Source organism: Rufibacter sp. JT3400010, from assembly GCF_054956755.1.
In genome coordinates this window covers 35,010-47,726 of sequence record NZ_JBUDXA010000003.1, presented here as the reverse complement: position 1 = coordinate 47,726, position 12,717 = coordinate 35,010, and the positions used below count along the sequence as shown (strand labels likewise).

Here is a 12,717-nt window from a genome sequence, read left to right as displayed (position 1 = left end):
AAAAACCAGCTTCGGCAAGGACAGGCCGGAGCTGGTGGAAATACGGGTTATTTCAGTCTGGCAATGCCGCCCAGGAACGAGCCTTCAATCACGGCGCCTTTGGTAGCGGTGGCGGTGGCTACGTCAGTTTGGTAAATGGTCTCTACGCCATTGATGTTAAGGGCGGTGTACACTTTTCCTTCATCCAGCAACGCAGCAAAACTTCTGCCGCCATGGCCTTTGAACTGCGGCACATTGACTACCAGAGTGATGGTTTTGGCAGATAAGTCCACAATGGCAAGCCGAAGGTTGTTGTCAGACCATCTGTCTTGGAGGGTAGGGGCTACCACCGTCACGGCGGCGAACAGCTTGTTGTTTCCAATGTAGATGGCGTGCGCTATTTTTCCGCCGTTAGGTGCTGCATCTGTGTTGAAGAAGTAGTTTTTGTCGAATTCTGTAGTTCCGGCCGCTATTCTCAAGATACCGGCGGGCTTGGTTGACTGGCTGTAGCCGTTGGAGTAGCTGCTGTTGGAAACGGTGTACAGGTCTCCGTTCTCGGTCTTGAACAGGCCAGACTGGGTATTGAACGCTCCGGCCGGACCCGTGCGGGTGTCTTTGATTACTTTCTGCAGCCCGAAGCCAGGGTAGTTGTAGATGGCTACGTAGCAGGTGTCTGTATTGGTGGTGGCGTAGGTGGTGTAGTTCACCGGGTAAAACGTCTGGAACAGTTGGTTGCCTCTCACCTGCATACCGGTATGGAACAGCCAATCTCTGTTACTTGGGTGAATGCTGTTCATGGGCACATCTGCTCTGTTGGTGATAGCGTTGGAGGCAACATTCACCGTGTAGAACTTGGCATTAAGGCCTGCTGTGGGAGAGGCTGGCAAAGACGCGCCCACCATGGTGGTTCCGGTGCCGTCTGCGTCTATGAACTGATTGTTGGCCTCTTCAAACGTAAGCCCGGTTCTGGTGGTCAGTTGGTTTGAAGCGTTCAGGGTAATGGCATTGACATCCGTAATTCCTAGCCCGCCAATGCTGTAGAACGTGCCGCCGCCAAAAGCATAATCACGATAACCCGACTGCAGGAGACCGTTCCCGGTTAAGGAAATGGTGCCGCTCATGAGGTTGCTGGTCTGCACTACGTAGTTAGTGGTAGCCGTGGAAGTGGTGACACCCACACCTAAGGCAAACACCTTGTCAGTTTCGGCTACCGGGGTAGGATCGTCGTTTTCGTTATCATTACAGGAAAAGGCAGTAAAAGCTACTCCCGCTAGAAAGCTGAATTTGGCTAGTCTTTTGAATGTGGACTTCATGTAGGTAATTATTGGTTGGTGATGTTATTTATTGATGAAATATCTGGCTCGTAAGAAGAAGGAACGGCCGGGCTTCTGAAGCAGGTAATTGTCAAAGAGTTTGCTATCGGTCAGGTTCCGGCACTCCAGCGACAAACCGTATTTGCCATTCTGCAGCGTGTAGTTAACCATGGCATTGTGAGCTACCTGGCGCGGAATGATATCATTGTTGTTGGAACCTAAGTGCTGCGGAGTGAAGTAGTACTCCTCCACGTAGTTGAGGTTGTAGTTGAGGGTAAGCACATTGTCTTTTGCGCCTAGTTCAGTGAAAGAATACCCTACTTCCGCATTTCCGAACAGGTACGGCATGTTGGGAATCCGATGATCGTAGCCCAGGTTCTTATAGACAGTGGTACCCGTAAGGTTGGTGCTCGTCAAGAATTCCTCTTTGTCAATAATGTTCTGGTAGGTAAGGTTTAAACCAACCTGGAACTTGTTCTGCCAGGAGTATCTGAAATCACCCTCTATTCCGTTTGTAACCACATTTCCCATGTTGATGTACTGCCGGTCAATAGGCTGGGCTTGTCTTTGATCCAGACGGATGTAGTCATCTGAATTGCGGTAGATGTAATTGGTCTCAAAGGCAAACTGGTGATCTGTGCGAAGCTTGAAGGAATAACTGGCCCCCACATTTATATTATCACTGTTCTCAGGCTTCAAAGCCGAATTCCTCCGGACAAATAATCCGTCGCCCAGCAATTCTATCGCCTCTGGCAGGCGGTAAGTGTGCTCATAAGAGGCTTTTAATTGCAGTTGCGGCAAAATGAAACCGGCTAACGCTGTACCATATCCTATGTTATCGGTTTTGGTCTGGATGGCTTGGTAGTTGGGGTTACCCGTTCCGTCTGAGACTTGTTCAAAGGAACTGGCATTAAGCAGATAGAGCTTGGAGAAGGCCGTGGCGTTGAACCGTTTCTTGCTCATTTGCCAGGCAAGGCCCATGACCTGTTTGTTCAGGCTCTGTGGGTATTGAAATGTCACGTTCTCCGGGTCTTCCACGTCACTGGATTTTCGGCCGAAATCAGACAAAACGTAGTTAAACGACAGGGAATGGTCTGGAAAAAGTTTGTAGCTGAGGTTGGCAGTTACCAGGCCTTCGTTGTCGAGGTTCTTCAGTTGGGTACGAACGGCTTCAGCCGTAGTGGTCCTCTTTGTTTCTTGGTTCCAGTTGTATTGCAGGCGGGTAGTGTCTATAAACCGGTTCTGGGTCATGTTATAGGCGCTGTACAGACTCACGTCCAAGCCTTGCACAAAGAGATCCGCTTTCCGGTACTTCACTGTCGGGATCAGGGAGGAGGAGCGGGAAGTCCTGGCCCCAAAGACTTGCTCCATGGTGACGCCGGTCTGAATTTCTTTGTCATTGCCCGAGGCAATAAGCCCAATAAGGAGCAGATCAGCGTATTTTTTGCCGGTAATGCCACTCTCCAACTGGAGCGTTCCAGATTCATAGGCGTCATGGAAGCGCTCTACTTCCTGCGGTTTCTCGGCCTTTTGCCCAGTGGTAAGGTCAATGGGGTTCACCTCTACCTTGTAGTTATTGTCTGAGTACGTGTAGAAAGCGTTCGCCCGAAGGGTAAGCCCGGTTCTGGGATTGGTGAAGGCTCCGTTGATGGAGGCTTTATGCGTATTGAAGGAGCCAAAACCGTACGAAAGGTCCAGGAAGTTAGGGTTCGCCCGGGTCACAATGTTCACCGCACCGCCCAAAGCATCTGCCCCCAAATGGTTGGGAAGCACGCCCTTGTACACTTCTACCCGTTCGGCCATGGTTACCGGTAAGTTGTTGAGCGTTAAGGAAGAGCCGAAGTTGTCCATGGGAATGCCGTCCAGAAAGAATTTGACCTGTTTTCCCGAAAAGCCATTCAAAGAGAAACTGAAATTGGAACCTACGCCTCCTTCTTCGCGCACCCTAATACCAGTAGTGCGGTTTAAGGCTTGGTTCAGGTCGGCGGAGGTGCTGTACAGTTTTTTGGCATCCAGCACGGTCACGTTAAAACCCTCCTCCTTAATAGCGGTGTTCTGCGTTTTTCCGGTGACCACCACCTCGCCCATGTTCAGGCTTCCCTGTAAGGTAATGTTGCCTAGGGTAGTGGTGCGGCCAGCCACCAGGCGTATTCTGGTTGTTTTGGTGGAATAGCCCACAAACGAGATAACCAAGTCATAATCGCCCGCCGGGGCGGATAAGGAAAAATAACCGTCTGCCTTGGTCTGGGCTACGGCATTGGTGCCTTGGATAGAAACGTTGGCGAATTCCAGGGCCTTGTTACCCGCTTCTACCACCTTCCCCGAGACCGTTCCCAAGTCTTGCGCCATACCAGCCAAAGCGCTGATGAAAAAGAAGAAAAAGAAGAGGAAAAGCTCCTTTCCAAAGAATTGGTTATGCTTTACAGACTGCCACGTAGCTGGTACTCCCATATTTCTAAACAAGCGTTCTACTTGTTAATTAGACTTGATCTAAATAATAGCTCAATATTAAAGCATACATTCTGAAATGCCAAGTTATTTAGAATGATTCTACAGAATGAGCGAGAATGTAGGCGAAGAACTAATCAGGAGAGAAGCAGACCAAAGCCGCATCAGCTACCGGAAGAAATGACTTGGCTGCCGATGAAGGCCTTTAACCTTTGGAAAAGGCTGGGGAAGTACAAATGGAGTGTGGGCGCAACAGGAAGCAGGCTTTGGTGCGTGGTGATTTAGAGCAGATTTTCAAATACAAGCCCAAAAACAGAGCGTTATCGCTTTCAAATAAGGAACAGCGTAAGCTTTGTTAAACTCACCCAAGAGCAAAGCAAGGTACCAGGCATAGTGGAGGTAAGGGGAGAGCAGGAAGAATTATTTACTCTTGCTCCCCCAATGATGAAACTGTAAGCAACCCTAGGTGTGCTATTGCTTGGAATGAGCCTCCATATAAGCTGTTGGTGACATTCCGTAAAGTTCCTTGAAAGCCGTTGAAAAAGACGTAAGGTTTGTGAACCCCACCGCGAAGGCTACCTCAGAGATATTAAGATGTTTGCTGGAAAGGAGGTCAGCCGCCTGTTGCAGGCGAACGTTCCGGATAAAGTCACTGGTAGATTGATTCGTCAGTTCCTTCATCTTGCGGTGTAAGTGTACCCGGCTGATACCAATCTCTCTGGTAATCATTTCTATGTTCAGGGCTGGGTTGCCTATGTTCTGGTTGATGATGTCAAGCAGTTTAGACAGCAGTTTCTCATCTGCTGACTTCATGGCAACTTTCTGAACTTTGTCATTCTGGTGCTGATTGCCACTGAAGTTGTTCCGGAGCATCTTCCGGTTCTTGATGATGTTTTGAACCGTCTTTTTCAGAATCTCAATGTTAAACGGTTTCACCAGATAGGCATCGGCGCCAATGCCCAAACCTTCCAGTTTGTCTTCCTCCTCTGATTTGGCTGTGAGCAGGATGATTGGAATGTGGTTGATGTTCACATTCTGTTTGATCTTCCGGCACAAGGTAATCCCATCCATTTCGGGCATCATTACATCACTGATAATTAAATCAGGTGTTTTGTTCAGCAAAACAGAAAGCGCTTCTTTGCCATTAGAACTCTCGGTTACATGAAACTCGGTAGAAAACTCCTCACAGATATACTTCCTGATTTCTTCATCATCATCTACCACCAGCACATGGCTTTTAGTGCTGGATTTCGGCTTCACCTTTTCCCCGTCAAGCACGGGAGTGGGTACAACCAGAACGGCAGGCTCAGGTTTCAATACAGGTGTGGGTGTCTCCAGGAGTGTTTCTGTCTTCAGGTGGTCTTTACCCAAAGGTAGACGCATGATAAAGTGGGTTCCTGGGCCTTCTGGGTTGCTTTCTGCTCTTATGTGGCCATGATGGAGGTCAACAATGGAGCGGGTTAAGTGTAGGCCAATGCCAGTACCTGCCACAAAATGATTATGGGCGTCTTGAACCTGGTAAAAGCAATCAAAGATTTTCTCCCGCTCGCTTTCGGCAATGCCGATCCCGTTGTCTGAAATAACAATCTCAAAATAGTGGCGCAGTTCATTTGTGGCAGTTTCATCTTCCCCAGCGTGAAGGTAAAGGCCAATCCTGCCGTTCTCAGGGGTGAACTTGAAGGCGTTGGACAGCACGTTCAGGATAGCCTTATCAAATTGGTTAGGATCTACCCATACTGGTAGCCGTTCCACTTCGTGGTGAAAGTGGAAGTCGATGTTTTTAGACCGGGCTTGCTCGTCAAAGATGGCGCAAAGCTCTTCCAGGAAGCCCACGATTTCGGTCTCCTGAAATCTTAACTGCAATTGTCCCTTGTCAATCTTACGGATGTCCATGAGCTGGTTGATCAGACGCAGGATCCGTTCAGAATTGCGCTGCATGGTCGCGTAAGACTTTTGGCGGTCCTGGTCTTTGTCTGTGGAAATCAGCTTTTTCAAAGGACTTATCACCAAAGACATGGGGGTCCGAATCTCATGGGAGATGTTGATGAAGAACTGCAACTTGGCATCATTGATTTGTTTGGCCTGCAGGTGCTCCTGCATTCTTTGCCGCGTGCGCTGCCGATGCCTGACCTGCAACACTACCAATAGAAAAGCTGCTGCCAGTAAAAGCGCATAAACAGCCTTTGCCCCGGTAGAGAAATACCAGGCCGGGGAAATAATGATGGTAACCTCCTTTACGGCAGAAGAAAGGCTATAGTCTTTTGCCCTTACCTTGAAACGGTACGTTCCAGGAGCCAGATCTGTAAAGTTCACCGTGTTGGTACCCGGCCGAAGGCTAATCCAATTCCCGCCCTGCAGGGAATACTGGTAAGTGATGCGCTCTGGATTGGCAAAGTCCTGGGTAGCCAATTCTATGCTGAAGGAGTTGTCATTGTGCGAGAGGTGGAATAAGTCAGCATCCAGCACAGCGGTATCTACTATATCATAGCTGCCAGATTTCGTCCCCTTCTTCACCGGTTGGTTATGAAGGTAAAAACCGGTGATGCGAACTTCCAGCTTTTTCCCGGGCGCGGAAATCACATCAGGAATTTCCTGCGGGTTGAAGTACGTGATGCCATTGACCCCGCCAAAGATGATTTGGCCTTTCCCATTCACAAAGGCTGCTCCCTTACTGAATTCATTGCCCTGTAAGCCATCGTTGGCATAATAATTCACGAAGCGCTTTTTGGTGAGGTTCAGCTTTGAGACGCCGTAATTGGTGCTAATCCAAAGGTTACCCGCTGCATCTCCCTTTACCGCACAAATTACATTGCTGGGTAAGCCGTCATCTATGGTGAAAGACTTTATCTCATTGGTTCTGCCATCCAGATACTTCAGTCCCTGTGAGGTGCCAATCCAGATGTTTCCTTTTGGGTCTTCATACAAAGAGTAAATAATAAGGCCATGCAGCAACCGGTTGGTCCCGTGGGTAGAGGTAAAGCTCTTGGTTTTCAGATCTAAGCACCCAATGCCATCATAGGTTCCAATATAAAGCTTGTCCTTGCTGGTCAGCAGCAGGGAGTTGATCCAGCGGTTGTGGAGGAAATTCTCCTGGCCTGTGTTGGGTGAACCGGGAACGGCGTCATAGTGGGTGACTTTCTGCGTGCGTAAATCCAGGGAGAACAGGCCGGCTCCCATGCTGGCAATCCACAGTGTCTTCTGTCGGTCTTCTGTGATACTATAGATACGCTCCACCACATTGGAATTCTCATCCCTAATAGTAGAGATATAGTCACATTTGCCGGTCTCGCGGTCTAGTTTCGCTAAACCGTTTTGGTACGAACCCAGCCAGAGGTTTTGGTCAGAGTCTTCAAAAAGGCTCATGATGGAAGCAGACACAGACGAGGGATCACTGGTGCGGCCGAAGTGCGCTACTTGTTTCCCGTTTGCAGCTAACCCATACAAACCATCGCTGTCTGTGCCAACCCAAAGTATTCCTTTGTGGTCCTCAAAAAAGCTCAGAATGGCGTTGGAGCCGATGGTATTGTTATTGATTGATTTATACCCGATGTACTTGAAATTGCTGGCACTGGCAGGTAGCAGCATGACGCCTTTCTGGTAAATCCCTAACCACAGGTTCCCCGCCTGGTCTTCCAGAATGGAGTGCACCTTAGATTTTGTGAAATCAAAGGTGGTGACATTGAAATTCCCTTCGGTGATACTCTTCTTCTTAAGGTCATAAATCTTGATGCCCTCCCCATCGGTTCCTATATAAAGCATGTCCTTTCTGCCCAAATGCAATGTATTGATGGGTAGATTGGGTGAGGGGAGATACGGGATCTTCTCAAAGCTGTCAGTAGACTTTCTGTGGATAAAAAGCCCATTGTTGGCACTACTCACATATACATTGCCTTCTTTATCCTGGCAAATACCCGTAATGGTGTTTCGGGGAGATGTGACAGAGCCGGGGAAATACCTTATTTTACCATCCTTGCTGATGCGGAAGAGGCCTTTGTCCTGGGAACCTATCCAAAGGCTCTGGTCTTGGTCTTCAAAAACGTAATCGATAATATCGGCTGGTATCTGCTGTTTGATTTGCTGAAGTTTGTATTTCTGCCCCTCAAATCTCAAAGAATAAGCCCCAAAGCCAGAGGTGCCAACCAGGACCTCACCATTCTTCCGTTCAGTTATAGTGAGTACGTGGGCATCATATTCCTCACCCCTATCCGGCAGTAGGGGAATTTTTTTAAAGGAGTCCGTCGCATGGTCATAGAGCTGCAGACCATTGTAATACCCTATTAGCAGATGTCCTTTACTGTCCTCGAAAAGGAAACGAACATAATTGTTTAGGATGGAGTGAGGGTCCTTCTTGTCATGTCGGTAAATAGTAAACTTAGAACCATCATATCTGTTCAGCCCGTCTTGCGTGGCTACCCAGATAATGCCCTTGCTATCCTGAAATACCTGATGGATAAGACTGTTGGAGAGTTCCAGGTCCACTGAAAACATTTTCACGGACTGCGCAGCCGCAATACTATGTATCCAAAAGAGTAGACAGAAAAGCTTGAATCTCATCTTCACTGAAAAGGGGGTAAGGTATAGGGGCTTGTGATTCATGAAGAGCCTTCAGCCAGTGAACTAATTTGTTGTAGGGTTGAGGCACCGTCTGAAAGGCAGGTTCAGTTTTCAGACTTAGCGGAATTCTTTCCTTTGTCTTAATGAATCGCTAATAATAAGCTATTTACTAAAAATAAACGGGTTTTGAAGAGTTATTTGTTAAAATGACAATAATCTGTTTTCCTGCGCCTGAATTGTCAATTTCTGTTGCTTCTGCCCTATTAAAGAACGCCCATCTCACAAGTGTTTAAAACCAATACCGCTTTCTTGGTCTCCGTTTTTGTGCCGGTTTCAGAAAACAAGGCTTGAAACAGACAGGCTTATAAGCTATACAGAAGTAGAATAGAAGCTGAAATCCTGCCTTCGAAGCACTGCTGGGCACAAAGTGCGTCTAGGTTCCCGCATATCTAGTATTGACACAGTCCAATATCTTTTCTCATTTCCTGGCCCGCTTTACGCCTTGTCATGTTAGGTGTCTTTCAAAGCAACTTTGCCGATTTGTCAATTAGATTTTGTTACAGCGCCAAAATCCTTCAGAGAGTAAAAACCTCCATTCCTTTGAAATTTGCGGGTTATGTTACATCAGGCCGCATATATGTTACACCAGATTTTACTCATGCAACATGGTATGAAAGACGTGTTACATGAATAAGTTCATCTTAGCTCTTAGCAAAATACATTAGCATATGTTTTTAAAATCAAAGGACAGAAAAGGAAGGCATTGAAGATTCTATTTTAAAAATAGTGCAAGAGCAAAGCCATTATGTTAAGTAGCGGCCTTGGGCAGACAAAGAGGAAGTTGGTAAGAAGCGCTTACTATACCTGGCGGAAGGGCTTCTCTTCAAGAGAAGGAGGGATGTGGGAAAGGTTACTACTCAAAACCTATCCAAAGTCAATTCATTTGGCTTTCCCGGCACCAACATAGGGGCTTACGCAATAGAAGGCCTATCGGGTAAATGTATGGTGCCATCAGCAGGCTTCTCTGACTAAACGACAATCTTCCTTTGAATCAACCGGAGTGAGTAGAGTCAAGGCACTGAGGTCTTAAGTGCTTGCCAGTTGATGACGCTCCTTAAACACTACAAACAAATTTATTCATACATGAAAAGCATCTGGGTTGTTCAACTACTTATTAAATGAAAATGGCATGAGAAAATTTCTACGACAAAATCAGCATTTGCTAAGATATGCCTGCCTGGGGGTTTGTGTTCAGTGGCTTCTGGCTGGAACATCCTGGGCGTCTGGCATGAGCCCCCAACCAAAAGGCAGTAGTGAAATTAACCTGGCAGCAGAAACAGCCGAGTTCTCGGTTGGAAGAAGTGCTGCCCAGCAAACCAGGACCATCACGGGCAAGGTAATCCTAAGCGACGATGACCAAGGCGCGCCGGGGGTAAGTGTGTATGTGAAAGGCACCACCATTGGTACCTCTACTAGTATAGATGGAAGCTATTCCATCAATGTACCGTCGCAGGAAGCTGTATTGGTTTTCAGCTTTATTGGGTACGTTACGCAGGAGATGGTGGTAGGCAGTAAAGCGCAGGTCAATGTGACCTTGAAGGCAGATGTCAACAGCTTGCAGGAAGTAGTGGTAGTAGGGTACGGTGAGCAGAAGAAAGAAAGTGTAGTGGCTGCCATTACCCAAACCACGGGTAAAGTGTTGGAACGTGCCGGTGGGGTGTCCAGTATTGGAGCTGCCTTGACGGGTAACGTACCGGGCGTAGTTACGTCAGCGAGTACAGGTATGCCGGGGGAGGAAGATCCTCAAATTGTGATTAGAGGGTCAAGCTCCTGGAATAATTCTTCGCCGCTCGTGCTGGTAGATGGTATTGAACGGCCCATGACAAGCGTGGACATTAGCTCAGTTGAGTCTGTCTCTGTGTTGAAAGATGCTTCCGCCACTGCTGTGTATGGTTCCAGAGGGGCCAATGGTGTCATCATTATCACCACCAAAAGAGGAGTGGAGGGAGAAGCCATGATACGGGGACGGGTGAACTCCACCATGAAAGTTCCTTCTAAATTGCCCGGTAAATATGATGCGTATGATGCCTTATGGGTACGTAACCGGGCCATAGAAAATGAATTGGCTCTCAGGCCATCTGCCTGGAATGACTACCTTCCGGCAGCTATCATTGACAAATACCGCTTTCCGGAAAACGAGGCAGAAAGAGAGCGGTATCCAAATGTTGACTGGGCAAACACGTTGTTCAGAGACTACGCCATGTCTTATAACGCCAGCTTGAACGTAAGCGGCGGTTCTAAATTCGTGAAGTACTTTACCAGTGCAGATTTCCTGCGCGAAGGAGACTTGATGCGGCAATTTGACAACAACCGTGGGTATGAGCCAGGCTATGGCTTCAACCGGTTGAACGTGCGCAGCAACCTGGACTTCCAGATCACCCCCACTACGGTTTTCAAAGCAAATCTTTCCGGTTCCTACGGCGTGAAGAAAAGCCCGTGGGGAGCAAGCGGCAACGAATACGGCATGTGGATTGCCGCCTACAGTAATGCCCCAGATGTGTTTCTCCCTCAGTACTCAGACGGTTCATGGGGGTATTTTGCCCAAAATCCAGGTTTAGCCGAAAACTCAGTAAGGTCACTGGCAATCAGCGGTATCCAGTATAGAACAACGGCGCGCCTGAACACAGACTTTGTGCTGGAGCAGAAACTAGACATGCTCCTGAAAGGACTTAATTTCAGAGGGACTATCGCCTTAGATAACACCTTCATTGAAAGAGACAGAGGCGTAAACGACTTGTACAATACTACGCAGGAAACCTGGGTAGATCCGGTGACAGGAACCGTCACGTACAAACAAAGTTTTGACCCGAATAACAGATTTGATTTTCAGGAAGGGGTGAAATGGAGTGCCACTCCTGGGGCAGTTGACAATGGGGCTTCTCAGCGCAGACTGTTCTACCAGGCTCAGTTGAACTACAAGATCACCGTGGCAGAAGATCATGACATCACTGCCATGGGGTTGGTGAACCGGAATGAACTAGCGATAGGAAGCCAGGTGCCGCAATTCAGGGAAGACTGGGTGTTCCGGACTACTTACAACTACGCAGGTAAGTATATGCTGGAGTACAACGGTGCCTACAATGGATCAGAAAAATTCAGCAAAGAGAACCGGTTTGCCTTCTTCTCCTCCGGAGGTCTTGGATGGTTACTTTCCAGAGAGAAATTCATGGAATCCCTCTCTTTCATTGATATGCTGAAATTACGGGCATCTTACGGAGAGATTGGGGATGACAATATCAACGGAAGATGGCTTTACTTAACCCAATGGGCCTACGGTGGTAGATCACGGCTTGGTATTACGGGAGAGGCAGCTGAACAGAGTCCATACAACTGGTACAGAGAAAACTCTGTTGGAAATGAGGATGTTCGCTGGGAAACAGTAAAGAAATACAACGTTGGAATTGACTTCGGATTCTTAAACGGAGCCATACACGGAAACGTGGATTTCTTCCGCGACGAGCGGAATGACATTCTTTTGGCTGGTGGCAGCAGATCAATCCCTTCTTATTATGGTGCGGTAGCCCCGGTTGCCAACTTAGGAAGAGTGCAAAACCAGGGATATGAGTTTGTGCTAAACCTTGAGCATAAATTTAGAACTGGGTTACGCTTGTGGTCTAATCTTAACATGACCCACTCTAAAAACAAAGTGCTGGATGCCGATGACGCCGGGCTTCTCCCAGAATATCAGAAAAGGGAAAACAAGCAGATTGGGCAGGCTTACTCTTACGTGAACCAAGGCTTTTACAACAATTGGGATGAGCTGTATGCCAGCACGGCACACAACACCAATGACAACCAGAAGATGCCTGGTAACTATTTGATCGCTGACTATAACGGAGATGGGGTTATTGATCAATTTGACAACATTCCTTTTGGTTATACCGGCACCCCGCAAAACACCTACAACAGCACGGTTGGGTTAGACTGGAAAGGATTCAGCGCTTTTGTGCAGTTCTACGGCGTGAACAATGTAACCAGACAGGTGGTGCTTACCAGCTTGAGTTCACAAAACCATGTGGTGTACGAAGAGGGAAGCTACTGGTCTAAAGATAACACCAATGCTGATACTCCCATGCCCCGTTGGCTCTCAACCCCTAGCGGTTACAACAGCGGCAACAGGTACATGTATGACGGCTCTTACCTACGCCTGAAGAACGCAGAGATCGCTTATACCTTTAATTCCAAGGCAGTCAAAAGAATCGGGTTCAACAATGTTCGGGTGTATCTGAACGGAAATAACCTCTATGTATGGACCAAGATGCCAGATGACCGGGAGTCCAACTTTGCAGGAACAGGATGGGCTTCACAGGGAGCTTACCCTACGGTAAAGCGCTATAATTTAGGAGTTGACATTGTTTTTTAG

The 12,717-nt window shown here is 47.8% G+C and carries 4 protein-coding genes; 1 reads left to right on the top strand and 3 read right to left on the bottom strand.

Annotated features, from left to right (window positions below; all coding sequences use genetic code 11):
• Nucleotides 1-47 precede the first annotated feature (47 nt).
• From ACY0JR_RS03705 to ACY0JR_RS03695, 3 genes are all read right to left on the bottom strand, one after another.
• A complete protein-coding gene (locus ACY0JR_RS03705; protein WP_462632528.1) occupies nt 48-1,292 on the bottom strand; it encodes a DUF4374 domain-containing protein in 1,245 nt (414 codons plus the stop codon).
• A 24-nt stretch (nt 1,293-1,316) separates the two neighbouring features.
• Nucleotides 1,317-3,743 carry a TonB-dependent receptor gene (locus tag ACY0JR_RS03700; protein WP_462632527.1) on the bottom strand — a complete coding sequence of 809 codons (2,427 nt, stop codon included), beginning with the start codon at nt 3,741-3,743 and terminating at the stop codon, nt 1,317-1,319.
• A gap of 468 nt (nt 3,744-4,211) precedes the next feature.
• Nucleotides 4,212-8,228: a hybrid sensor histidine kinase/response regulator transcription factor gene (locus tag ACY0JR_RS03695; protein ID WP_462632526.1), complete on the bottom strand. Its 4,017-nt coding sequence runs from the start codon at nt 8,226-8,228 to the stop codon at nt 4,212-4,214.
• Between the two features lie 1,354 nt (nt 8,229-9,582).
• Here ACY0JR_RS03695 and ACY0JR_RS03690 point away from each other — a divergent pair.
• Nucleotides 9,583-12,717, top strand: coding sequence for a SusC/RagA family TonB-linked outer membrane protein (locus tag ACY0JR_RS03690; RefSeq protein WP_462632525.1), 3,135 nt, complete (start codon nt 9,583-9,585; stop codon nt 12,715-12,717).